The 24,874-nt window shown below is 32.9% G+C and carries 18 protein-coding genes and 2 CRISPR repeat arrays; of the genes, 14 read left to right on the top strand and 4 right to left on the bottom strand.

Features of this window, described 5'->3' with window-relative positions:
• Positions 1–205 precede the first annotated feature (205 nt).
• The gene (locus METIG_RS06690) at positions 206–826 is read left to right on the top strand and encodes a DUF447 domain-containing protein (protein WP_013799464.1); all 621 of its coding nucleotides are present in this window, start codon (positions 206–208) and stop codon (positions 824–826) included.
• Between the two features lie 3 nt (positions 827–829).
• Here METIG_RS06690 and METIG_RS06695 read toward each other — a convergent pair whose 3' ends face one another.
• Positions 830–1,687 (bottom strand): ribose-phosphate diphosphokinase, encoded by an 858-nt coding sequence (locus tag METIG_RS06695; protein WP_013799465.1) that lies wholly within the window; start codon positions 1,685–1,687, stop codon positions 830–832.
• 212 nt (positions 1,688–1,899) lie between these two features.
• On the opposite strand from METIG_RS06695, the gene hycI reads away from it, so the two are divergent.
• The 4 genes from hycI (at position 1,900) to fucA (ending at position 5,349) form a co-directional block, all read left to right on the top strand.
• A complete protein-coding gene (gene hycI / locus METIG_RS06700) occupies positions 1,900–2,427 on the top strand; it encodes a hydrogenase maturation peptidase HycI (protein ID WP_048055696.1) in 528 nt (175 codons plus the stop codon).
• Between the two features lie 91 nt (positions 2,428–2,518).
• Entirely contained in the window at positions 2,519–4,456 is a 1,938-nt protein-coding gene (gene lonB, locus METIG_RS06705) for an ATP-dependent protease LonB (protein WP_013799467.1), read from the top strand.
• 57 nt (positions 4,457–4,513) lie between these two features.
• Complete coding sequence (locus METIG_RS06710; RefSeq protein ID WP_013799468.1) at positions 4,514–4,795, top strand: hypothetical protein; 282 nt, start codon at positions 4,514–4,516, stop codon at positions 4,793–4,795.
• 5 nt (positions 4,796–4,800) lie between these two features.
• Entirely contained in the window at positions 4,801–5,349 is a 549-nt protein-coding gene (fucA, locus tag METIG_RS06715) for an L-fuculose phosphate aldolase (protein WP_013799469.1), read from the top strand.
• Between the two features lie 5 nt (positions 5,350–5,354).
• On the opposite strand, the gene METIG_RS06720 is transcribed toward fucA, so the two are convergent.
• A complete protein-coding gene (locus tag METIG_RS06720) occupies positions 5,355–5,633 on the bottom strand; it encodes a UPF0147 family protein (RefSeq protein ID WP_013799470.1) in 279 nt (92 codons plus the stop codon).
• A 596-nt stretch (positions 5,634–6,229) separates the two neighbouring features.
• Positions 6,230–6,663: direct repeats of the CRISPR family, unit length 31 nt; unit sequence GTTAAAATCAGACCCTTAGGGGGATGGAAAT.
• Between the two features lie 414 nt (positions 6,664–7,077).
• On the opposite strand from METIG_RS06720, the gene METIG_RS06725 reads away from it, so the two are divergent.
• Positions 7,078–11,898, top strand: coding sequence for a DNA-directed DNA polymerase II large subunit (locus tag METIG_RS06725; RefSeq protein ID WP_013799471.1), 4,821 nt, complete (start codon positions 7,078–7,080; stop codon positions 11,896–11,898).
• Positions 11,899–12,263: 365 nt separating this feature from the next.
• Positions 12,264–12,779: direct repeats of the CRISPR family, unit length 31 nt; unit sequence GTTAAAATCAGACCCTTAGGGGGATGGAAAT.
• Between the two features lie 385 nt (positions 12,780–13,164).
• Here METIG_RS06725 and METIG_RS06730 read toward each other — a convergent pair.
• Positions 13,165–13,551 carry a hypothetical protein gene (locus tag METIG_RS06730; RefSeq protein ID WP_394295221.1) on the bottom strand — a complete coding sequence of 129 codons (387 nt, stop codon included), beginning with the start codon at positions 13,549–13,551 and terminating at the stop codon, positions 13,165–13,167.
• A gap of 326 nt (positions 13,552–13,877) precedes the next feature.
• The gene (gene csx2 / locus METIG_RS09570; RefSeq protein WP_322785246.1) at positions 13,878–14,630 is read right to left on the bottom strand and encodes a TIGR02221 family CRISPR-associated protein; all 753 of its coding nucleotides are present in this window, start codon (positions 14,628–14,630) and stop codon (positions 13,878–13,880) included.
• A gap of 273 nt (positions 14,631–14,903) precedes the next feature.
• Here csx2 and cas10 point away from each other — a divergent pair, with 273 nt between their 5' ends.
• The 8 genes from cas10 to METIG_RS06780 all read left to right on the top strand — a co-directional run bounded on the left by cas10 (position 14,904) and on the right by METIG_RS06780 (position 24,788).
• The gene (cas10, locus tag METIG_RS06745) at positions 14,904–17,411 is read left to right on the top strand and encodes a type III-A CRISPR-associated protein Cas10/Csm1 (protein WP_013799472.1); all 2,508 of its coding nucleotides are present in this window, start codon (positions 14,904–14,906) and stop codon (positions 17,409–17,411) included.
• Between the two features lie 5 nt (positions 17,412–17,416).
• The gene (csm2, locus tag METIG_RS09120) at positions 17,417–18,028 is read left to right on the top strand and encodes a type III-A CRISPR-associated protein Csm2 (RefSeq protein ID WP_013799473.1); all 612 of its coding nucleotides are present in this window, start codon (positions 17,417–17,419) and stop codon (positions 18,026–18,028) included.
• On the top strand, positions 18,028–18,843 hold the full coding sequence (gene csm3, locus METIG_RS06755; protein WP_013799474.1) for a type III-A CRISPR-associated RAMP protein Csm3: 816 nt from the start codon (positions 18,028–18,030) through the stop codon (positions 18,841–18,843). The genes csm2 and csm3 overlap by 1 nt, the downstream gene beginning before the upstream one ends.
• A gap of 11 nt (positions 18,844–18,854) precedes the next feature.
• Positions 18,855–19,787: a type III-A CRISPR-associated RAMP protein Csm4 gene (gene csm4, locus METIG_RS06760; protein ID WP_157209589.1), complete on the top strand. Its 933-nt coding sequence runs from the start codon at positions 18,855–18,857 to the stop codon at positions 19,785–19,787.
• Positions 19,775–20,878 carry a type III-A CRISPR-associated RAMP protein Csm5 gene (gene csm5, locus METIG_RS06765; RefSeq protein ID WP_394295222.1) on the top strand — a complete coding sequence of 368 codons (1,104 nt, stop codon included), beginning with the start codon at positions 19,775–19,777 and terminating at the stop codon, positions 20,876–20,878. Before csm4 ends, csm5 begins: the two co-directional genes overlap by 13 nt.
• Before the next feature lie 318 nt (positions 20,879–21,196).
• On the top strand, positions 21,197–22,339 hold the full coding sequence (pscS, locus tag METIG_RS06770) for an O-phospho-L-seryl-tRNA:Cys-tRNA synthase (RefSeq protein WP_048055573.1): 1,143 nt from the start codon (positions 21,197–21,199) through the stop codon (positions 22,337–22,339).
• Positions 22,340–22,551: 212 nt separating this feature from the next.
• A complete protein-coding gene (gene sepS, locus METIG_RS06775) occupies positions 22,552–24,168 on the top strand; it encodes an O-phosphoserine--tRNA ligase (RefSeq protein ID WP_013799478.1) in 1,617 nt (538 codons plus the stop codon).
• A gap of 158 nt (positions 24,169–24,326) precedes the next feature.
• The gene (locus METIG_RS06780) at positions 24,327–24,788 is read left to right on the top strand and encodes an FKBP-type peptidyl-prolyl cis-trans isomerase (RefSeq protein ID WP_013799479.1); all 462 of its coding nucleotides are present in this window, start codon (positions 24,327–24,329) and stop codon (positions 24,786–24,788) included.
• Positions 24,789–24,874 lie beyond the last annotated feature (86 nt).

Consider the following 24,874-nt stretch of genomic DNA (forward strand, 5'->3'; position numbering starts at 1 on the left):
TTCTCTTGAGTATAGTTGTTCGCCTTACAAATGCACTAAATCCTCATTAAATTATAAGGGATAATTAACCTTTATTTGGAATTTTGCAATATAGTTTATTACCTTTAAAAAATTTGATTGCATCTAAATCCGTGCAAAAAATTGGCGAACAACTATAGTTATTGCAAAATACTTTTTTTAGGAACACTATAGAATAAGGGATATTATGATACATGAGGTTGTTATAACATCTGGGAAAAAGAATAAAGCACCGATAGGCATTTATTTTAGAGCAAAATCCGAAGGATTTTGCAACTCTACGCTTCGCTCCGATAAAGAAAAGGAAGTAGTATTGCATTTGTTTGAGGGTTCTCATACATATGAAAACCTAAAAAATGATGATTATTTTGTAGTAAATGTTTGCCATCCAATAGATATTGCAGAGGCGGTTTTGGACGATGAGGATGATTATGGTTATTTGGATTGGAATGGCAAAGAATTACCTTATTTAAAAAATGCATACAAAATTTTTGTTGTTAAAATAAACAAAAGGAAATTTATAACAAAGAGAGACAACTTTGGAGAGTCAAAACTTATGGTTGTTAACGGGGAAATTGTATTTGAGAAAGAATTGAACAATATAATAACACCCTACAACAGGGCAGATGGACTTTTGGTTGAGATGGCAGTCATTTACTCTCGACTAAATAATGAAAAAATAATAATGAAAAATGATGATAGAGAGGCAATGAAAAAAGATATGGAAAAATACTTCAAAATAATAAAAAAAGTAGGTTCAAAAAAACATGTTGATTTGGCAAAAAGATTTATGGAGTTAATTAAATAAGAATTATCTCAACAATTTTGCAATTACATCGTCAACACTTACTTTACTAACTTCTGATAAGAAGGTATCAGTTCCTACAACCTCATCAGCCCCTCCTGCGTATAATTTATTTAACGCATCTCCAATCAAAACAGGGTGGACACATGCCGCTATGATTTTCTTTGCCCCTTGCTCTTTTAATAATTTTATTGCTGTTGCCATTGTTCCTCCTGTTGAGATAATATCATCAACTATAAGCACATCTCTACCTTCAGCATCCAAATTTTTAGGGGCTATTTGTATTTCAGTTGGGGAGATTCTTGTTTTTTCTAAGTAATCATATTCACAATTCAATATTTCTGCTGCTGTTTTTGCAAACTCGATTGCACCCTTATCAGGAGCGAGAGCTATTGGGTTGTTTAACTTATCTTTTACATACTCAGCTAATTTTGGGACTGCATCCCCATAAATAAACGGTATTTCAAAGAACCTCTCAATGTGTGTTTCGTGTGGGTTTATTGTTATTAATTTATCGCAAATATCTGAATAGATTTTTGCCAATGCCCTAATGCTGATTGGTTCCCCTGGGTTGAACTTTTTATCCTGTCTTGCATAGGCTAAATAAGGAGCAACAACAGTTATGCTATTTGCCCCTTCATCTCTCAAAGCATCACAAAGCAAAATTGTCTCAATAATACCGTCATTTTGCCTATTTTGAGTTTGGATTATAACAACGTCCTCATCTTTTACATCATCATGAACTCTAACATAAATCTCTCCATCTGGGAACCTTTTGCTCTCAACTCTTGCCAATTTTGAATTCGTCAACTTTGCTACTCTAAATGCTAAATCCTGTGAGTTTGAGCCAGGTATTATTATCATGATTCCACCTTTGTCAATTTTTGTTGTATTTGCTAATACTATTGCAATGATATATAAACTTTTAAATGAAACTTTTAAAGTTAGTAGGGATTTTATAATTTAGGTTATGATGAATGTTATTCAAAATTTTAAGAAGGCATATAATAAAGTTAAAAATTTCCCACATTATAATTTTCCACTTAATTGTTGCTATAAATTTTTTAGGTGTTGTGATGGAAGCGTTAGGATTGAAAGAATTTTTGGAAAATTGTGAAAAGTTGGTTATAATGGGGATAGGAAATGAGATGAAAGGTGATGATGGAGTTGGAATATATATTGTTAAAGAAATTGCCAAACGCTTTGGAAAAGACGTTAATGACATTAATAGTGAAGTTATAAAAATCAGTGAAAATATTATTTTATTAAACTGTGGAACCGTTCCAGAAAACTTTACAGATGTTTTGAAGAGAGAAAGCCCAACACACATTATAATGGTTGATGCTGCATTGATGAATGAGGAAATTGGAACAATAAAGGTAATAAATCCAGAAGATATTGCAGATGTTGGATTTTCCACACATGCATTGCCATTGTCAATAATTGTTAAGTACATTAAGAAATCTATAAATACCAAAATAATAGTAATAGGTATAGAGCCAAAAATCATAGATTTTGATAAGCCGTTGTCTGATGAGGTTAGACGATGTGCAGACAATTTTGTTGAATATTTGATTAAGATAATTAACACTATTTTTTGTTAGATGTTAATCTTAAAAAATTTACGCTTATCGTAGCGAAGCGGAGAGCTGCGAAAACCATAAATTTTCGCTCAATTTATTTAAGGTGGAATATATGGAAGTATTTTCAGTTAAGTTTAAGACTACAGAGGAATTGCCTGAACCTTCACCAAGGTTAATAGACCAAGTTATTGGTCAAGATGAGGCGGTTAAAGTAGTGTTAAGTGCAGTTAAAAATAAAAGGCATGTCCTCCTTTTAGGAGATCCTGGAGTAGGAAAGTCAATGATAGTTAAGGCAGTTGGGGAAATATTGGATGAATTTGATAACTTTACACCATATACCATAATAGCAAAACCAAATTTAAAAAATCCAGAAAAGCCAATAGTAGAACTTATAGAGGGAGAATATAAGGAAGATACTAAAGAGGAAAAAATAAGCATCCCTACACAGCCACCAAGTTTGATGACTTTATTTTTAATAATGATAGCATTTACTGTAATCTTATCATGGTTGATGGGGGGACTACCAGAGAGTAAAATGCTCGCTACCATAGCAATTGTGGCAATTGTTGGTTCTTTAATTGCCTTTGTATCTATTTTCTTAGGAGTTCTTGGAGCTACAAAATCATCAATGCCAAATGCTATAAACCCAGCGGATTTAAAACCAGTTGTGTTATATGAGTGCAAAAAAAGACCACTTGTGAGAGCAAGTGCATACAACGTAACAAAATTACTTGGAGATGTTAAGCACTGTCCATTAGGGGGAAGACCACCACTTGGAACCCCTCCACACAAAAGAATAGTCCTTGGAGCGATTCACGAGGCACATAAAGGAATTTTGTATGTAGATGAGATAAAAACCATGCCACTTGAAGTTCAAGATTATATTTTAACAGCTCTCCAAGATAAACAACTTCAAATTAGTGGTAGAAACCCAAATTCAAGTGGAGCAACAGTCGAAACTAACCCAATACCATGTGATTTCATCTTAATAATGTCTGGGAACATGGATGACGTTCACAATTTAAGAGCCCCATTATTGGATAGGATTGACTATAAGATAGTCCTAAAGAACAAAATGGACAATACCTTAGAAAATAGGGATAAATTATTGCAATTTATTGTCCAAGAGATAAGAAATAACAACTTAAATCCAATGACCTATGATGCGTGCTGTGAAATTGTCAAACTTGCCCAATTATTGGCAGGTTCAAGGGATAAATTGACATTGAGGTTGAGGAAATTATCAAACATTATTAAGATGGCAAATGATATTGCTCTTGGTAAGGATATAGAGGAGATTAAAGGCAATATAGAAAAGGATGAGTATAAGAGTATTGGAAATAGCAACAAAAAGGTTTACATTACAGCAGAGCACGTTAGAAAGGTTATAGAAAGTGGAATTTACAGTTTATCAAAACAAGTAGCACTTGAATATTTAAGAGACTTTAAAAGATACAAACACATCGTTCCAAATGATGAACCAAAAGTTGGAATTATCTATGGTCTTGCTGTGCTTGGGGAAGATGGTTTGGGAGATGTAACAAAAATCATTACACAAATAGTAGATTCAAAGAATCCAGGAACTCACCTCCTAAACATATCTGGGGACTTGGCAAAGCATTCCATAACCCTTGCGTCAGCATTATCAAAAAAACTTATTGCAGAAGGAAAATTACCGTTACCTAAGAAGGATATTGACTTAACATCAAAAGAGATATATATCCAATTTAGCCAATCTTACTCAAAAATTGACGGGGATAGTGCAACAGCAGCAGCTTGCTTAAGCATAATCTCAGCATTGTTAGAGATTCCATTAAAGCAAGACTTTGCTATAACTGGAAGTTTGGATTTGAGTGGCAATATTCTTGCAGTTGGGGGAATTAATGAAAAGATAAATGCTGCAAAGGAGTATGGATTTAAGAGGGTTATTATACCTGAGGCAAATATGATTGATGTTATAGACCCTGAAGGGATAGAAATAATTCCAGTTAAAACCTTAGATGAGTTAATACCACTTGTCTTTGATTTAGATTCAATATCTAAAAATTAAATTTTGGGTTTGGTTTTAAAATTTTTAATTTTTTATTATTTTTGTGAAGTGGTTGTTATGGATGATATCGAGGAAAAACTGGAACTGCTAAGTAAAAAAATGGTTGAACTTGAGAAACGGATTGATGCAAAAATGAAAGAAAGTGAAAAAAAGGTAGATAAAAAGATACAGGAATTTTCCAAACAAAATTCCATGTTTTTAGTTGCCATGTATATAAAAATGCTCAATGATATTGCAAAGGAATTAAAAAGGATAAAATATTTTTTATTGTTATTAAATTTGGTGTTTTATCTGGCAGTATTTGGAATATTTATGTATTTTGTTTTTAATCTTAGGTGATGAGAATGGATGCTAAGTTATTTGTGGATATATGTCACAAATTATATGAGAGAAAGTATTTGGTCGGCAGTGGAGGGAACGTTTCGGTTAGGGAAGAGGACTTGGTCTATGTAACACCGACTGGTTCTATTTTAGGTTTTTTGAAAGAGGAAGATATATGCGTTGTTAATATTGATGGGGAAGTAATAAAAGGAAAACCAACATCTGAAATAAATATGCACCTCAATCTATATAGGAAGAGGGAAGATATAAATGCAATAATACATGCCCATTCATTGTATTCAACTGCATTCTCAATTGCAGATAAAAAAATAGAACTTTTAACTCCTGAGGCAGAGATATTTTTAAAAGAGATTGGGTATGTAGATTACTTTGAGGCGGGAAGTTTGAAACTTGCAGAGGAAGTTGCAAAAAGAGATGAGGATGTAATTATTTTAAAAAATCATGGTGTTGTTTGTTTGGGCAAGGATTTAATAGACGCATATATAAAAATAGAGGTTCTTGAAGAAGTAGCAAAATTAAACCTCATAGTAAATACACTAAGTCAAAAATAGAGAATTTACTCATTTTTGACAGTCTCTAATTCACTTACAATACTCCAAATTTGGGTTCTTGTGTGTAAAGGCATGTTTGGGTCATCACTTATGTCATCTAAAATTTGGATTGCAGTTGCACTTTTAACAATTGGCTCTTCTCCTTCTTTCAAAATAGTTTCTTTTGCTTTTTCAGCAGCAGCCCTTATGTTTCTTGGAACTGTTGTATCGTTGATGATTTCATCCAACATCATAGCGATTTGTTGCAATTTTTCCTCAGGAGTTAATTTCTTTGGTGCAAACATCTGGTATCACCCCGCAACATGTTTATGCAAAAACATTTAAATACTGCCTATATATTTTAATAGAAAAAATTTGATGCCTAAAAATCTTTATGTCAAAAACATGCACAACAAAAACCAAAAACCCAAACCAAAATTAATTCCAATTTTAACAATCTCTAAAGTTATAATATATATAAGTTATATTTAAGTTTGTTGGTCAAATGCATCTTTAATTATGGAATAAATGTAAAAACGTATCTCGCTAAAAATTTTTATTTTTTAGTTTACTAAATTTTCAGGCAATATTTTTTAATTTTAAGGATTTTTATCAAATTTCGGAGGGTGCTTTATTTTGAAAGATTTGCATATTTAAATTTAAGGATTTATTGAGATTTTTGGATTTTAAGGAATAATAGGAATTATTTCAAATTTTCCCCGATTGATAGGGTTTATTTAACGATTTAAATAGATTTTAAAAAATTATTTCGAATTTAAACGATTTTTAGGGAAGTGCAGAGGTATATAAATGAACACTGTTAATACCCCTTTGAAAATTAACGTCCCAAAAAGAAGCAAATAGAAACCTTTATATAGGAAAAAGAGCAAAATATTGTCCTGTTAAAATCAGACCCTTAGGGGGATGGAAATATTGTAAATTGGTTCAAAGATTATGGCATTGATGTGTTAAAATCAGACCCTTAGGGGGATGGAAATTTTCACACTTGTTTATTATGAAATCCATACAAATCTTGTTAAAATCAGACCCTTAGGGGGATGGAAATTAGTCGTAACATCTTCTTATAGTTTTATCGTTAAATAGTTAAAATCAGACCCTTAGGGGGATGGAAATCAATTTTCCGTCAGATTAAAATTTTGAAATCATTATATCCGTTAAAATCAGACCCTTAGGGGGATGGAAATATCCCACAGCGGTCTGATTTTAAAAAGTAAATTAACAGTTAAAATCAGACCCTTAGGGGATGGAAATTTCTGTGAAATTGAAACCGAAATACCATGGCAGTTAAAATCAGACCCTTAGGGGGATGGAAATAGCGATAAAATCAATATCAAAAATAAAACAAAATCAAGTTAAAATCAACCCTTAGGGGTGGAAATTTTATATTTATCTAAAAGAGGCATTGCTGAGCGAAGCGAAGCAATGCATCCCTTTTGATGAAACTTTTTTTAAAAGTTTCAATTAGAGCCTTAGGGGGATGAAGGGTTGCATACTTCTTAATTAGTTCTATGATTGCATCACTTCCGTTAAAATCACCCTTAGGATGGAAATTTTTCTATTAATTTTTTAAGATTTTTTGATTTTTATGTTAAAATCAGCCATGAATTTTTTCAAAATATAAATTTATATATTTAAATTAACAAATTAATGAATGACAAAAACACACATATACACCAACAACATAATTTCTAAACATCATGCTCATCATTAATAGTCATGGGGATGATTATGGTTCATGTCGCATGCTCTGAAAAAATGAAAAAATACTTTGATGATATTGTAAATGAAGTCAAGAGAATTTACAAAATAGCAGAAGAATGTAGAAAAATGGGTTTAGATCCAGTAGATGAAGTTGAAATTCCATTAGCGAATGATATGGCGGATAGGGTTGAGGGACTGGTAGGGCCAAAAGGCGTGGCTGAGAGAATTAGAGAATTAGTTAAAGAAATGGGTAAAGAGCCAGCGGCATTAGAGATTGCAAAGGAAATTGTGGAGGGCAAGTTTGGAAAATTTGATAGAGAGAAAGCTGCAGAACAGGCAGTGAGGACAGCATTGGCTGTCTTAACAGAGGGTATTGTTGCTGCTCCATTGGAAGGGATTGCCCAAGTTAAAATAAAAAAGAACTCTGATGGGAGCGAGTATCTTGCTCTTTATTTTGCAGGGCCTATTAGGAGTGCAGGGGGGACTGCACAGGCGTTAGCTGTTTTAGTTGGGGATTATGTTAGGAAGGCAATGGGGTTGGACAGATACAAACCAACAGAGGATGAGATAGAGAGATATGTGGAAGAAGTTGATTTATATCAATCAGAAGTTGGTAGTTTCCAGTATTCTCCAACTGCAGATGAAATAAGGACTGCAATAAAAAATATTCCAGTTGAGATTACTGGAGAGGCAACAGATGATGTTGAGGTCTCTGGGCATAGGGATTTGGAGAGAGTTGAGACAAACCAGCTAAGGGGAGGGGCTTTATTAGTTTTGGTTGAGGGGGTTTTGTTAAAGGCACCAAAGATATTAAGGCACGTAGATAAGTTAGGTATTGAAGGTTGGGAATGGTTAAAAGATTTAAAAGGTAAGAAAGAAGAGGAAGAAAAAGAAGAAGATGAATTAAAAAGCGATGAAAACATAGAGGAGGAGGATGAAGAAGATAAAAAATATGATGATGTTGAGATTGAAGCAAACAAAAAGTTTATAAGTGAAGTTATTGCAGGAAGGCCTGTCTTTGCCCACCCATCAAAGGTTGGTGGATTTAGGTTGAGATATGGGAGAAGTAGGAACACTGGCTTTGCAACAGATGGTTTTCATCCAGCGTTGATGTATTTGGTTGATGAATTCATGGCTGTTGGAACTCAACTAAAAACCGAAAGACCCGGAAAGGCTACATGTGTAGTTCCGGTTGATAGCATAGAGCCACCAATTGTAAAACTTAAAGATGGAAGTGTTATTAGGGTTGATACAATAGAGAAAGCGATAGAAGTTAGGAATGCTGTTGAGGAAATCTTATTCTTAGGAGACATTTTGGTTAATTTTGGGGATTTCTTAGAAAACAACCACCCATTAATACCAAGTTGTTGGTGTGAAGAGTGGTATGAGAAGATTTTGATAGCAAATAACATCCCATATAAGAAGGAATTCATAAAGAACCCAGACCCAATAGAGGCTGTGAAATTTGCCATAGAGACAAAGACCCCTCTTCACCCAAGATATACATACCACTGGCATGATGTTTCAAAGGAAGATATATTATTACTTAGAAGTTGGCTTTTGGGAGGTAAAGAAGAGAAAATTGATGGAAAAAATGTTTGGGTTGTAGATTTTGATAAAAAGGCAAAGAGGGTTTTGGAATTAATAGGATGTTGTCACTTAGTTAGAAACAAGAAGGTTATTATTGAAGAGTATTATCCATTGCTATATTCCTTAGGTTATGATGTGGAAAATAAGAAAGATTTAGTCGAAAATGTGGGAGAATTACTAAATAAGGCAAAGAATAGTATGCATTTCATTAATTTGCTGTCTCCATTTGAAATTAGGAGAAATGCCTATGTCTATGTTGGGGCAAGGATGGGAAGACCAGAGAAGGCAGCGGCAAGGAAAATGAAGCCACCGGTCAATGGTCTCTTCCCAATAGGTAATGCAGGGGGGCAAGTGAGGTTGATAAACAAGGCAGTCGAGGAAGGAAACACTGATGATATTGATGTTTCCTATGCGATATGTCCAAAATGTAGAAGAATAAGTTTATACAAAACATGCCCATTCTGTGGAACAAAAGTGGAACTCAAAGGTCCAGAAAAAATAAAGGCTCCACTAAAAGATTATTGGTATAAGGCATTGGAAAGATTAAAAATAAACAAGCCAGGGGATGTTAAGTGTATTAAAGGTATGACTTCAAGAGAAAAAATCGTAGAGCCTTTGGAAAAGGCAATTTTGAGGGCAATGCACAATGTATATGTATTTAAAGATGGGACTACAAGATTTGACTGCACGGATGTGCCAATAACTCACTTCAAACCAAATGAAATAAATGTAAGCGTTGAGAAGTTGAGAGAGTTGGGATATGAGACAGATATCCACGGGAATCCTTTAGTTGATGGGGAGCAAGTTGTTGAGTTAAAACCACAAGATGTAATTTTGCCTGAGAAATGTGCAGAGTATTTTGTAAATGTTGCAAACTTTATTGATGATTTGTTAGAGAAATTCTATAAAAAAGAGAGATTCTACAATGTGAAGAAAAAAGAGGATTTAATTGGACATTTGGTTATAGGAATGGCTCCGCACACCTCTGCAGGAATGGTTGGAAGGATTATTGGTTATTGTAAGGCAAATGTCGGTTATGCTCATCCCTACTTCCACGCATCAAAGAGGAGAAACTGCTTCCCACCAAACACTGAAATTTTAGTTAATGTTGATGGAAATATTGAGCGACTAACATTAAAAGAACTCTACGAGTTGTTTGATGAAAATGAAGAGGTATTTGAAAAAGACGCATTCATTAGAAGAAAACCAAAGAAAAATGTTAAAGTTTATTCTTTTGATAGAGAAAACAGAAAGGTTGTTCTAACAGACATTGAGGAAGTTATGAAAATCCCTTCCCCAAATCATCTCATAAAAATAAATACAGACGATGGAAGGGACTTTACAACAACTCCTGACCATCCCGTTATGGTTTATGAAAATGGAGAGTTTGTTAAAAAATTGGCAATGGATGTTAAAGAAGGAGACTTAATATTAATTCCAAAAATTGAGTTTGAAGAAGAGGATATTGAGGCATTTGATTTATTAAAAGAATTCTCAAAAGATGAATTTAGAGAGTTTTGGGGCACTTTGAGAGTTAGGGGAATTAGTGATTGGATTAAAAATAATATTGATAAAAAATTAATTGGGGAGTTAAAATTAAACGACTATTTAAGATGCGATACAATTCCTTATGATAGATTATTGGAATTGCTAAAAAAATCAAACCTAACCATAGATGATGTTCCGAAGGATTGCTATGTTGCAGTTGAAGATGCTGAGTATATTAAAAGAATCATTAAAATTGAACCATTATTAAAATTGATTGGTTATTATCTCTCTGGGGGATATGCAAAGGAATCAAAAAGCATTTATCAGATAACCTTCTCAAATTCAGAAGAAGAAATTAGAGAAAATATAAAGAATGCAATAAAAGAGGCATTTGGGGATGTGAATGTTTATGAAAATAAAGAAGATGGAAAATTAGCATTATCGTCAAGAGTTGTTTATTTATTCTTTACAAAAATATTGAAGATTGGAAAGAAATCAAAGAGAATTCCAAGTTTTGTATTTAAATTGCCAAAAGAAAAGGTTAGATTAATGTTATCATCTTATTTCGATGGAGATGGAATCGCTTTAAGAACAACACCAAAAATTGTAGTTTATAGTGCAAATAAAAGGTTGTTGGGAGATATTGATTTGCTATTGAATAGGTTTAAAATTAAAACATATTGGACAGTTGATAAAAATGCAGATGAAAGGGAAGGAAGATGCTATGAGGAAAAGGACAAAGAAACACCAAAATCAGTTGTTTATGCATTAAATATAACAGGATACTATTATGAAAGATTCTTCAAAGAAATTGGATTTTCCTTAGAAAGAAAACAGAAAATATTTGAGTTGCACAAAAATAAAAAATGGAAAATTGATGAAAGTGATTGGGAATTTGGATGGTTATGTTCAGTTAGAAAGGTAGAAATAATAAAAGCAGAAGATGAATTTATTTACTCATTAAACGCTAAAAAATACCATACTGTAATAATAAACAATAATATATCCACATTCCAATGTGATGGAGACGAAGACGCTTTATTCTTGCTTTTAGACGCGTTTTTAAACTTCTCTAAGAAATTCCTGCCAGATAAGAGAGGAGGACAGATGGATGCTCCACTTGTATTGACAACGATATTAGACCCAAAAGAGGTTGACGGGGAAGTCCACAACATGGACACCATGTGGGAGTATCCATTGGAGTTTTATGAAAAGACCCTTGAAATGCCATCTCCAAAAGAAGTCAAAGAGTTTATGGAAATTGTTGAGGATAGGTTAGGAAAACCAGAGCAATATGAGGGGATTGGTTACACTCACGAAACAAGTAGAATTGACAATGGGCCATTAGTTTGTGCATATAAGACATTAGGTTCAATGCTTGAGAAAACAGAGGCACAATTAAGCGTTGCTAAGAAGATTAGGGCTACAGATGAGAGAGATGTTGCTGAGAAGGTTATTCAGTCCCACTTTATCCCTGATTTGATTGGAAACCTTAGGGCATTTTCAAGGCAAGGAGTTAGGTGTAAATGTGGAGCAAAATATAGAAGGGTTCCATTAAGGGGGATTTGCACAAAGTGCGGAAGCAACTTGATATTAACCGTTTCAAAAGGTGCTGTGGAGAAATACATGGAGGTTTCCCAGAAAATGGCAGAGAAATATAACGCAAATGACTACATAAAACAAAGATTGATGTTAATTAAGGAAGGTATTGACTCATTGTTTGAAAATGAGAAGAATAAGCAAGTTAAGTTAAGTGATTTCTTCAGGTAATCTTCCCTCGCTGAAAATTTTTATTTTTTAGTTTACTAAATTTTCAGGCAATATTTTTTAATTTTAAGGATTTTTATCAAATTTCGGAGGGTGCTTTATTTTGAAAGATTTGCATATTTAAATTTAAGGATTTATTGAGATTTTTGGATTTTAAGGAATAATAGGAATTATTTCAAATTTTCCCCGATTGATAGGGTTTATTTAACGATTTAAATAGATTTTAAAAAATTATTTCGAATTTAAACGATTTTTAGGGAAGTGCAGAGGTATATAAATGAACACTGTTAATACCCCTTTGAAAATTAACGTCCCAAAAAGAAGCAAATAGAAACCTTTATATAGGAAAAAGAGCAAAATATTGTCCTGTTAAAATCAGACCCTTAGGGGGATGGAAATATTGTAAATTGGTTCAAAGATTATGGCATTGATGTGTTAAAATCAGACCCTTAGGGGGATGGAAATTTTCACACTTGTTTATTATGAAATCCATACAAATCTTGTTAAAATCAGACCCTTAGGGGGATGGAAATTAGTCGTAACATCTTCTTATAGTTTTATCGTTAAATAGTTAAAATCAGACCCTTAGGGGGATGGAAATCAATTTTCCGTCAGATTAAAATTTTGAAATCATTATATCCGTTAAAATCAGACCCTTAGGGGGATGGAAATTAAATCCCCATCATCATCAATCCAATATGGTAAGCGTTGTCGTTAAAATCAGACCCTTAGGGGGATGGAAATTAAATCCCCATCATCATCAATCCAATATGGTAAGCGTTGTCGTTAAAATCAGACCCTTAGGGGGATGGAAATACATTATATTAACACTTTGCGCTTGCCAGATAAAATTGTTAAAATCAGACCCTTAGGGGGATGGAAATGTTTTTAAAGAAAAAAAAGTTTAAAGTTTAAAGGGGAATTAATATTCGTTAAAATCAGCCCTTGGGATGGAAATTTTATTTTTACCTAAAAGAGGCACTGCCGAGCGTAGCGAGGCAGTGCATCCCTTTTGATGAAATCGAACCGTAAGGTTCGAGCTGCAAAACCGACAGGTTTTGCTTAACTTTTCTAAAGTTTCAATTAGAGCCATAGGGGGATGGAAATGAAAGTATTTAATTGAATATTAAAGTTAAAATCAGGCCATTGTGGGAATTATTTTCAAAAAAAATTTAATCAAACCAAAAATCAAAATATTTAAATATATAAATACCAATTAAAAAAATAAAAAATTATTGAGAAATGCAAAAGCAACAAGTTAAAATAAAATCATTGTTGGATGGAAATATTCTCCATGATTTTTTCGATTTTTTTAAGAATTTCTGATGCTTTTCTTTGAACAGTTTCCACATTAGGTCTCTCTTTTTTCATTCCAGCGTGGGCAATTGTATTTCTCATCTCTCTGACTTCATCCCATAACTTTCCGAGGTCATCCATAACTTCATTTTCCTTAACCGATGGCAAATACTTTGTTTCTTTAAGTTCTTTGTTTTGTTTCTTGTTTTTAGAACTTGGGGCAAACCACTCCAAAGTTTTTTCTGCTTCGTTTCTAACTTCTCTCTTCAACCACTCATCTTCACCGACAAGTAATATAACTGCATTAACTATCCATTCTCTCATCAGTTCAAAGGCATTTGCCACCATACCTTTTTCCAAGAGATATCTAATTATTTCAACCTGTACTTCAAGGCATTCCTTCCCAAATTTTTTACAGCTAAAAGACGTTAATCGCTCAATTTCACTAAGGTGTGTTTAATAGGGGGTATATATTCTGTCACTTCGCTTTTGAATTTCTCATAATTCTCTTTGGCTTTTGATGAGTACTCAATGAAAGTTGAAATTTGATTCAGTTGAAGACTGAGTGAAAGGAGGTTAATGAACTTAGCATAGCTACTCAATGATTTTGGTTTCTTTGGAAAATTTCCAGTATAAAGTTTTTTATTTATCTCACTTATTAATTCTGCCAATCTCTCCCGTTCTGGTTATCCGCTACTTTTGAAACATACGAAACTATCGTAGCGGATAACCTTCCACCCTCCCATCTTCATTGGCTGGCTTTCGGGGGGAACGGAAACTCCCCACATCTTCAAAGCTCTCAACAGTCCCCATTCGGGCTTAAGACCCCACATATCGGAGACTGTACTGTCATAAATAATTAATATTTCATGATATATAAAAATTACGCTACTCGAAAATACACAAACTTTGCGCTTGTTGCTATCTATGAAACAGCCCCTTCCATATTTTTTCAAATCTCTTATTTCATAGAGCCACTCAGCCAAGTTCAGAAGGGAACTTAAATCAAAAATCGGAGCCTTATTATAATCTTTCATAAATGCACCGTAATAAATCCCCTTTATTTTAACATTTTTAACCTGTTGGAGATACAGGAGGACAATAAAAGACATGAAGGGTATATGTCTGAAAGCATGGGTTATATCAAAAATTATTTCATCATTATCATTAACACTTTCAACAATTTTTTCAAAGAGATCCCATAAATCTTCCTGACTTTTTGGAATTTCAATTTGAACAAAGGATACATTGCCGAGTTCTTTTTTTATGCTATCGCCATGTTCTTTGTAAGCTTCATTAGTTACAAATATTACAACCTCATCTGGTTTAAAAATCTCTGAAAGAACCTTTTGAATATATCTTGTTTTAACTTCTTTTCCTTCATGGGTATAAACAACTTCTGAATATTTGGTAGTACCAAGAAATGTTAGCAGTTTTATATTTACCCCCCTTTTCTTTCATGTAGTTATTTACACTTTTATTTTTTACATTAATTAGATATTTAAAAATATGCTTTTTATATTCCTTAGAATTTTTAAGTTCGTTAGTAAATTAAAAGAATAACTTAAAGAATAAGCTTAAAGTATAACAAATAATAAAGTATAAATAATAGTAGTAAATACTAAATGAATATAACAGGTACTATAATGCAAGTTAAGAAATTAGTTTTGGATTCAGATTTCTAAATCTGCTTAGGTAGGGAGGGGTTTTTTGTGGAGAAGCTTGGAGAGATTATAGCTTTGGGTGGTTTGCTCCATGATATTGGTAAAGTTGCCCAAAGAATTAGTGGGGGGAAACATTCATCAATAGGTGCTGAATTTCTTAGAGATCTTGCAAATAAAACAAAAATTAAAGAATATGAAATCTTAGCCCTTTTTTCAGAGTTTCATCATAAGGGAGATATGGTAAATGAAAAGGGTGAAATAAAGGAAGAACTAAAAGAAAAAATAAAAAAGGTTGCTGAAGAATTTAAAATATCTGAAAGGGAGTTAATAAATGCATTATGGCTTGTTTATGAGTCAGATAACATTTCATCAAGTGAAAGGGAAGAAGCTTCAAAATTAAATATTAGAAATCCTTTAAAATCAATCTTTACATCAATTGATATTGGAAAGGGAAGTGTGGAAAGCAAATATTATCCTTTAATGCCATTAGAGTTTAAACGAGAATTTCCAAGCCCACAAAAGAATATTGAAGAAAAGAAGATAAAAGAGGATTATATAGATTTAAAGAATAATATCTATGATGATCTCAAAAAACTAAAAAAGATTAGCATTGATAGAATTTTGGTAATTTTAGAGCATTATTTAACTTTTGTTCCAGCTATGACCTCAAAAGAAAATGACATTTCTCTTTATGACCATTTAAGAATGACAAGTGCCATAGCACTTGCCCTATATCACTACCACAAGAATGACTTTAATATGGACCCAAAAGATTTCATAAATAAGCTAAATAATGATGAAATGAAATTTCTCCTTATTGAAGCTGATTTTTCTGGTATTCAGGATTTTATATATACCATAAATATAAGAGGGGCATTGAAATACCTTAGAGCAAGATCTACTTACCTTGATTTGCTTAGCTGGGATATTGTAATGGAGATAATTGAGCGCTTAAATTTAACAAGGGCAAATGTAATTTACAATGGAGGGGGTAATTTTATAATCTTAGCCCAAAATACAGAGGAAGCTAAATCCAAACTTAAAGAAATTAGAAAAGAAGTGTGTAAATGGTTATATGATAAATTTGAAGGGAGTTTATACCTTGCAATGGAATGGATTGAGATAACTCCAAAAGAACTTAAAGATTTTAAAAATGGGGAGTTGTGGAAAGAGTTAAAAGCCAAAGTGGATGAAAGAAAAAATAAGAGATTTGTTGATATTATTAATGAAATCTCACTTATTGATAGGGATGGCTTTGAAAAGAAAAAAGAATGTGATGTATGCAAAAAACAGGTTAAAGAAGGAGAGCTTGAATACATTGAAGATAAAGACATTCATGTATGTAAAATGTGCAAGTATTTATGGAATCTTGGCGATAGACTTCCAAAAGTTCAGGGGTTTTTGAGGATGAAGGGAAAGATTGACGATACTGACATTAAATACCCATCCATTAAATGCCCATTCTCAACGTTTTATGCTATCGAATCTTTGGAATCTATTACAAATAAATTTATAAATAAATTTAGAGGAATTGTGTTCCTCAAAAATTCTTTTGATATTTTTGCTGTTCCAGAAAACTTTGAGATATTGCCTTATATAGTTGCTGATTATGCAAAGATAGCTGATGAAACTAAACATATAATATCTTTTGATAAGCTTGCGGAATATTCAATTGGGGCAAAGAAAATTGGAGTATTAAGGGCAGATGTTGATAATTTAGGTTTAATCTTTGCGAAGGGTTTGAAAAATACATCACCATCAAGGCTTGCAACACTTTCAAGGTTCCTTGATTACTTCTTTAAAGGATACTTAAACCAAATAATTCAAGGAAAGTTTCAGAATGCAATTGAAGACGTCCCAATGTTAAGGGTGGAGGAAGAATTAAAGCCAAATAATGAGAAGGCAAATATTGTGGTTGTTTATGCTGGTGGTGATGACCTTTTTATTGTTGGTTCATGGAATGAAGTATTTACCCTTACTTTCAAAATTAGAGAATTGTTTAAGAAATATGTTGGTGAAAATCCAAACATAACCCTCTCTGCTGGAATTGGATTTTTTGATGAGAAGTATCCATTAGCAAGAATGGCAGAAGTTACCAAAGAACGATTAGAAAAAGCAAAGGATGAGGGTAAAAATAGGGTTATGCTCCTTGAGAGGTTTGAAATAGATTTTCCAGAGTTTGCAGAGACGCACAAGGTTTCATACGGGTGGGATCACTATAAAGACCTATGGAAAAAATATGCAGAGAGCATTTATAAAATAAATAAGGAGAAGAAGGAAATTGAATTAATTGAATTAAAAGAAACCAACGGCAAAGGCAAAAAGCTTAGTAAAAGTCTCATTTGGAAGATTATTCAGGCTCAGGAACTTTATGCAAGAAATCCAAAAAGTATAAGGTGGGCATACATTTTGGCATATTACTTAGGAAGGCATGGTGCTGAAAAGATATTCAAAGATCTTCTAACCATAGATATTTCCAAAGCTCGAAATAAACCACAAGAAATTTATTTTGTTGATGGGGTTTTAAAGGTGTTATTATTTGCTATTAGGAGGTGAAATATATGAGAAATGATAATAAACAAATCAAAATTGATAATAATATCTATAAAGAATTAAAGGAAATTTCTGAAAAAATACAAAGTAAAGAAGTTCTTAATCCAATATCCTTAAGTTCTAAAATTGAAAAAGTAAGTAAGTACTTTAAAAATAAGAAAAAAGAGAAAGATAAAATTTTAGAAAAATTCTGGAATGAGGAGTTAAGCAGGCAGTTTTCAGCACCAATTTGTGCAAACTTTGCTGATGGGTGGAAAGAAGAAGATATAATTAAAAAAGCAATGCTACTTTCGATATATCTAAGACTTGATGGGTTAAAATCTTCTCAGCTTAGGAAGTTTTTAGATTTAGCAACTAATGTACATAACCTTATTAAATATCAAAAACATCAAAAAAATTTGCATGAGGAAATATTACCCAGAATAATAAAAATGAGGTATATTTTAGCTTATCAAGCAGGAAAAGAAAGAACAGTTGAAAAACTCTATGCTGTCCTTGATCCAATGCTCCAAATACTCCAAAAAGCAGATGATAATAACTTTAAAAAGAATTTTGGAAAGTTTTATGAATTTTTGCAGGCTATTGTTGCCTACCACAAATTCTTTGGAGGTGCTGACTAATGAATAAAGAATCCTATGATAAAAATAGGGCATTTTATGGCAAAATAATTCTTAAAGGAAATATTAAAGCAGTTACTGGACTCCACATAGGGGCTCAAAGAGAAGTTTCTGAAATAGGGGGTATTGATAATCCAGTTATAAAAGATCCTGTAACAGGCCTGCCTTACATTCCAGGGTCATCATTAAAGGGACGATTGAGGTCTCTGCTTGAGATTGCAGTAAATTCAAAGCAACCTAAAGAAAAGCAAGGCACTGGCGAGGAGAAGTTTTTTAATACGAAAGTACATAATATTTGGATTCATGTATGTAAAAAATACGATCATGCAATAGAATGTGAAGTATGTCGGTTATTTGGAGCAAGTGGGGAAGAGAACTTTCCATCAAGAGTTATTGTTAGAGATTCTCAATTAACCGAAGAATGGAAAAAAAGATTTGAAAGTGGTGAAGTTTTTACTGAAGCAAAGGTGGAAACTGCAATTGATAGAATTACCTCAGCTGCAAGTCCAAGGCAGAGTGAAAGGGTTCCAGCGGGAGTGGAATTTGAATTTGAAATAATTTACAATATTGAAGATGAAAATTGGAAAGATGATTTAAAGAACCTTCTCAGTGCAATGAAAATGCTTGAAGACTCTTATTTGGGGGGATCTGGTTCAAGAGGTTATGGAAAAATTAAATTCAAACTTAAAAATCCAATTTTTAGAAGCAGGGAGTTTTACTTTGGAAAGAAAGAGGAAGAAGAAATTGAACTCGATACAGAAGACATTAAGGAATTGTTAGATAAATTTGAAGAGGTATTTGGGAAAATAACCATTTAATGGTGAAGATAATGCAGATGAAAGCAATAAAACTTTATTTTCAAACTCCACTATATATGGGTGGTGAAAGGGGGGCTATAATTCCAGTGCATTCTGATACAATCTTTGGTGCCATAATAAATGCACTCATCTACCTTAATGTTGATATTGAACCTTTTGTTGGAGCATTTGAAGAAAATAGATTTTCAATATCCTCTGCATTTCCGTTTAGGGGGGAGAAATTATTTTTTCCAAAGCCATTTCATATCAATAGTTACATTAATAAAAAAATTGATAAAGACCCTAACTTGGAGGGCTACTTAAAGTTAAAAAAATTTAAGAAAAAGAAATTCTTTGACAAAGAAAACTTTGAAAAAATGATAAATGGCAAAATTCCAGATCTTGATGAGATAAATTATGAAGAAAAGTATGGTTATAAAGTTGCAGATATCCCAAAAATTGTTCTTGACAGGATTACAGTAAATTCCCATCTCTACCATATTTCTCAGGTGTTTTTTGAGGATAATGCTGGCCTTTACTTTCTATTCCAAGGAGATGATGAAATTTTTAAAAATTACATAAAGCCGGCTATAAGGTTATTGGGGGATGAAGGTATAGGGGGCAAAAGAACTTGGGGACTTGGGAAGTTTAAACCTAAATTTGAAGATATTGCATTAAAAACTCAGGAATCTGATTTGTTTGTAACGCTTTCATTGACCATTCCAAAAAATAAAAATGTTCTACATTTATGGGATTTTATTAAGAGAGGGGATTGGATTTTCACAAGAAATGGAAAGCCAAGAAGAAAGCCTACGATAATGATGGTTAAAGAAGGTTCAATACTTAATAAAGACCCTGGGGAAATTATAGATTTAGATAACTATGGTAATTTTTCAGGTGAAATTGGACATAAAGTTTTGGTAAATGCAAAATCATTTTTAATTCCTGTGAGGTGGAAGCATTGAAGCTTGAAATGCTCTCCCCTCTTCATATTGGTTCAGGAGAAACACTAACACCAGCAGATTTCATAGCTAATGAATCAGAAATAATTGTCTTAGATCTTAATAAGCTCTTTAATATGCTAATTTCAATAGGAGCCAACATTGATGAGATAACAGAGATTTTAGAAACTGAATCATATCCTTGGAAGAAAATTTTGAAAAAATATAATCTAAATCCAAAGGAATTTGAGAGATATTCCCTTAAACTGATAGGAAACAAAGGAAAATACTCCATGCAAGTTAGAGCATTTATAAAAAGTGGAGGTTATCCCTACATTCCGGGTTCTTCAATAAAAGGGGCAATAAGGACGGCAATCATGTATAAAATTGTTAAAAATAATCCAGAACTTTTAAATCAGGCAGTTAGAAAGTTATATAATGAAGTAAAAGATTTAAATTCAAGAGGTATTGGAAGAGTAATAAAAACAGCAGATAACTGGCTTGAAGCCCGAATTTTTGGATGCAATAATAGAGGCTACTATGAGCCGAAAAAAGATACCTTAAAGGGGTTAATTATTAGGGACAGCGAAAGGATAAGCCCAAGAAAACTCAAAGTTTATGGAGTTTGGACAATTGGGGAAAGAGGTACAATTCCTCAGTACGTTGAAGGGTTGGAAAATGTTAAAATAGATTTTGAATTCACAATCGATGAAAACCTTCTTAAACTTAACTATGGGGAGTTTAATGGGACTTTAAAAGATATAAACTGGGAGTTTATTGAAAATGCCCTTAGAGAGTTTTATGAGGAAGTGATAAAGGTTGAACTCAGGGAAATTCATAAGTATGGTAGGTATAGAGATGAGGTTTTGGAGTTCTATCAAGATATGCAGATGAAGTTGGAGAGTGGAGAAATTCCAATAAGAATAGGTTGGGGAAGTGGATGGTATTCAACAACTCTTGGAGTTTTACTGAAAACTCATCCAAATTTTGAAAATCTTAGAAGGAAGCTTGGCTTAGGGAGAAATCCAAAAACCAAGAAAATTGTGAATGATTTCCCAAAGACAAGGCGCGTAGCAAATAAAAAGCCATTGGGCTGGTGCTTCTTAAAGTGCTGACTATAAAAAATTGTTTTTTGGTTTTGAGAGTTTGGATTTTTCAAAAGGTGCTGGAAATAAAAGTGAAGATTTTTCATTGGGATTTATGAGGGGGTTTTAGCATTTTTAAATTTAATGAATAACAATTGCGACATTTAACTAATATTATGCCTATTTTTTTTAAATTGGGAATTTTAAACTTTTATCTAAAAAACTTTTTAAAAACTTTTTTCTTAGATGTAATTTTAAGGAAAAATTTTATATTGGTTTCACTATATTCTATGCAAATAACATGTCTAAAAATACTAAGACCTAATTAAATTAAATAGGGTGATTATTTTGGAGATTAATTTGGATAAGTATAAAAATCTCACAAGAAATTTTGAAAGGGGAATTATAAATCTAAATCCAATTCAGAGAGGAGGAATTTTACCAGTCGAAGCAAGAAAAGCAGTTTATGAGTTTTGGGACGGTTATAGTGTATGTGATTACTGCGGTGGGAGGTTAGATGAGATTTCTACACCACCAATATGTGAGTTTTTAGAGGACTTTTCAAAGTTTGTAAATTTGGATATCTCAAGACCGACACATGGAGCAAGGGAAGGAAAATTCATAGTTATGCACTCAATTTGTAATGAAGGGGATTATGTGGTTGTTGATGGGAATGCTCACTACACAACTTATGTTTCTGCTGAAAGGGCAAGGTTGAATGTTGTAGAGGTTGAAAGTGAGGGATACCCAACATTTAGAATAAATCCAGAGAAATATAAAGAGGTTATTGACAATTTGGAGGATAAAGGTAAAAATATAGGCCTAATTTTATTGACCCATGTCGATGGAAATTATGGAAATGTTAGCGATGCCAAAAAGGTTGGAAAGATAGCAAAAGAAAAGGGATATCCATTTTTATTGAACTGTGCTTACAGCGTTGGGAGAATGCCAGTAGATGGGAAAAAATTAAATGCTGACTTTATTGTGGCATCAGGACATAAGAGTATGGCAGCATCTGGACCGTGTGGAGTATTGGCGTTTAGGGATGAATTTGCAGAGAAAATATTAAAAACCTCATCAAAATTCCCAGTTAAAGAAATTGAAATGTTGGGATGCACAAGTAGAGGATTGCCTATAGTTACATTAATGGCAAGTTTTCCACATGTAGTTGAGAGGGTAAAGAGATGGGATGAAGAGGTTAAAAAAGCAAGGTATGTTGTTGAGGAGTTGGAGAAAATAGGATTTAAGCAATTGGGGGTAAAGCCAAAGGAACATGATTTAACTAAGTTTGAAACACCAGTATTAGATGAAATTGCTAAAAAAGATAAGAGAAGAGGATTCTTCTTCTATGAAGAGCTAAAGAAGAGAGGTATTGGTGGAATTAAGAGGGGAGTAACAAAGGAAATTAAAATGAGTGTTTATGGCTTAACATGGGAACAAGTAGAGTATGTTGTAAATGCTATTAAAGAGATTGTTGAAACCCATAAGTGATGATATTTGATGATAATGCTTTAAATAGAAATTGGAATTAAAATTGGTAATTTAAATGGAATTTTTTAATAAAGGATTTAATTTTATGTTATTCAAGAAAGTATTGGGTGGGGACGTTAAAGAATACTGCAAAAAATTAGGTAGTTATAGTTAAAAGATTTGTATATGCTTTGGAAGATGAAAATAGTAAAATAAGTATGTAAGGGGAAAACATGTTTGACAAAGAAAAAATTTTGGAAATGGCAAATAAGGATTTTGAGAAGGCATGGAGAGAAACAAAGAAGTTGATAAAGAGGAAACATGTTGATTTGAGATATCCGAGGATAAAACCCCACTATGGAAAACCACATCCAGTAATGGAGACCATAGAAAGATTGAGGCAAGCATATTTGAGGATGGGGTTTGAAGAGTATATAAACCCAGTAATTGTTGATGAGCAAGATATCTACAAGCAATTTGGGCCTGAAGCGATGGCAGTTTTGGATAGATGCTTTTATTTGGCTGGATTGCCGAGACCTGATGTTGGTTTGAGTGAGAGTAAAGTGGAAGAAATAAGAAAGTTAGGTATTGCTATTGATGATGAGAAAAAAGAGAATTTGAGGAAGGTTTTGCATCAATATAAAAAGGGAACTATAGATGGGGATGATTTGGTTTTTGAAATTGCAAAGGCATTAAATACAAGTAGTGAAATGGGTTTAAAGGTTTTAGAAGAGGTATTTCCAGAATTTAAAGACCTAAAACCAGAGGCAACAACACTAACATTAAGAAGCCACATGACCTCTGGATGGTTTATAACTGTTGGAGAGTTAATAAAGAAAAAGCCTTTACCATTCAAATTATTCTCAATAGATAGGTGCTTTAGAAGAGAGCAGAGAGAAGATAAAAGCCATTTAATGACTTACCATTCTGCTTCATGTGTGGTTGTTGGGGAAGATGTGGATGTCGATGATGGAAAAATTGTTGCAGAGGGGTTGTTGTCCCAATTTGGATTTACAAAATTTAAATTCAAGCCAGACGAAAAGAAAAGCAAATATTACACCCCAGAAACACAAACAGAGGTCTATGCCTACCACCCAAAACTAAATGAGTGGATTGAGGTTGCTACATTTGGTGTCTATTCACCAATCGCATTGGCAAAGTATGGCATAGATGTGCCTGTTATGAATTTAGGTTTGGGTGTTGAGAGATTGGCTATGATTATCTATGGATATGAGGACGTTAGGGAGATGGTTTATCCGCAATTCTATGACAATGTTTTGAGTGATAGGGAAATTGCGGGGATGATAAGGATTGACAAGTTACCAATAACCAATGAACTCTATGCATTGACTGATGAACTTATTGATTTGTGTATAGCAAATAAAGATAAAGAAAGTCCATGCTCTGTTGAACTTAAAAAGGAAATCAACTTTAACAAAACCAAAAAAACTATAAAGATAAGAATATTTGAGAATGAAGAAGGTAAAAAACTACTTGGTCCTTCAATACTGAATGAGGTTTATGTTTACGACAGCAATGTTTATGGAATCCCACAGAGTTTTGAAGGGGTTAAGAAGGAATATGTAGATATTTTAAAGAAAGCAAAAGAAGAAGGAGTCCCAACGGGAATAAGATATATAGATGGAATCTGTTATAAGATAACGGCAAAGATTGAGGATATGCTTGTAACTAACCAAAAAAATGCTAAGATAAGAGTTCCAATTGTTAGAAGTTTGAGTGATATAAACTTAAAGATAGATGAACTTGCATTAAGGCAAATTATGGGAAGAAATAGGGTTATTGATGTAAGGGGACCAGTATTTTTAAGTGCTGAGATTGAAATTAAGTAATTTACTTAATTAGATTTTTTAATTCCATTTTAATGTATGCATCATAAAATATATATAATATAACAACAAAACCTTCGTATTATGTAGGGTGGATATAGCATTCCACCAATTTAAGCAAACAGATATTTAAAATCTAAAGATAAAAGGAGTTGATTCATTTGATAAAAAAAGGCGATAAAGTTAAGGTGCACTATATTGGAAGACTTGTAAATGGAGAAATTTTTGATACATCAATGGAAGACGTGGCAAAAGAAGAAGGTATCTACAATCCTGAGAGAGTTTATGAACCAATAGAATTCGTTGTTGGTGAAGGGGCTCTAATTGAAGGTTTTGAAGAAGCAGTTATTGGTATGGACATTGGGGAAGAGAAAACTGTAACAATTCCTCCTGAGAAAGCGTATGGAGAAAGAAATGAAATGCTTGTTCAAAAAGTGCCTTTAAGTGCATTTGAGGGTGCTGACTTTGAGCCAGAGGAAGGTATGATGATACTTGCTGAGGGAATTCCTGCAAGGATCACTGAGGTTACAGATGAATATGTAACTTTAGACTTCAATCACGAATTGGCGGGGGAGGATTTGGTATTTACAATTATCGTTGTGGGTAAAGAAGATAATGAATAATTTGACAATTTCTCTATAATTTTTATTTTTATTTTTTCTGTATTTTTGAATTTGAATAGGATTATTTTAATTTATTTTATTGAGTA

Origin of the sequence: Methanotorris igneus Kol 5 (assembly GCF_000214415.1) — an archaeon.
In the GTDB taxonomy this organism is placed as follows: Archaea; AGJL01; Methanococci; order Methanococcales; family Methanococcaceae; genus Methanotorris; species Methanotorris igneus.

What these genes read in the sequence shown, in the direction of transcription:
- METIG_RS06690 (WP_013799464.1), top strand. Translation starts at nt 206, where the DNA reads ATGATACATGAGGTTGTTATAACATCTGGGAAAAAGAATAAAGCACCG.
- METIG_RS06695 (WP_013799465.1), bottom strand. Translation starts at nt 1,687, where the DNA reads ATGATAATAATACCTGGCTCAAACTCACAGGATTTAGCATTTAGAGTA.
- hycI (WP_048055696.1), top strand. Translation starts at nt 1,900, where the DNA reads ATGGAAGCGTTAGGATTGAAAGAATTTTTGGAAAATTGTGAAAAGTTG.
- lonB (WP_013799467.1), top strand. Translation starts at nt 2,519, where the DNA reads ATGGAAGTATTTTCAGTTAAGTTTAAGACTACAGAGGAATTGCCTGAA.
- METIG_RS06710 (WP_013799468.1), top strand. Translation starts at nt 4,514, where the DNA reads ATGGATGATATCGAGGAAAAACTGGAACTGCTAAGTAAAAAAATGGTT.
- fucA (WP_013799469.1), top strand. Translation starts at nt 4,801, where the DNA reads ATGGATGCTAAGTTATTTGTGGATATATGTCACAAATTATATGAGAGA.
- METIG_RS06720 (WP_013799470.1), bottom strand. Translation starts at nt 5,633, where the DNA reads ATGTTTGCACCAAAGAAATTAACTCCTGAGGAAAAATTGCAACAAATC.
- METIG_RS06725 (WP_013799471.1), top strand. Translation starts at nt 7,078, where the DNA reads ATGGTTCATGTCGCATGCTCTGAAAAAATGAAAAAATACTTTGATGAT.
- csm2 (WP_013799473.1), top strand. Translation starts at nt 17,417, where the DNA reads ATGAGAAATGATAATAAACAAATCAAAATTGATAATAATATCTATAAA.
- csm3 (WP_013799474.1), top strand. Translation starts at nt 18,028, where the DNA reads ATGAATAAAGAATCCTATGATAAAAATAGGGCATTTTATGGCAAAATA.
- csm4 (WP_157209589.1), top strand. Translation starts at nt 18,855, where the DNA reads ATGCAGATGAAAGCAATAAAACTTTATTTTCAAACTCCACTATATATG.
- sepS (WP_013799478.1), top strand. Translation starts at nt 22,552, where the DNA reads ATGTTTGACAAAGAAAAAATTTTGGAAATGGCAAATAAGGATTTTGAG.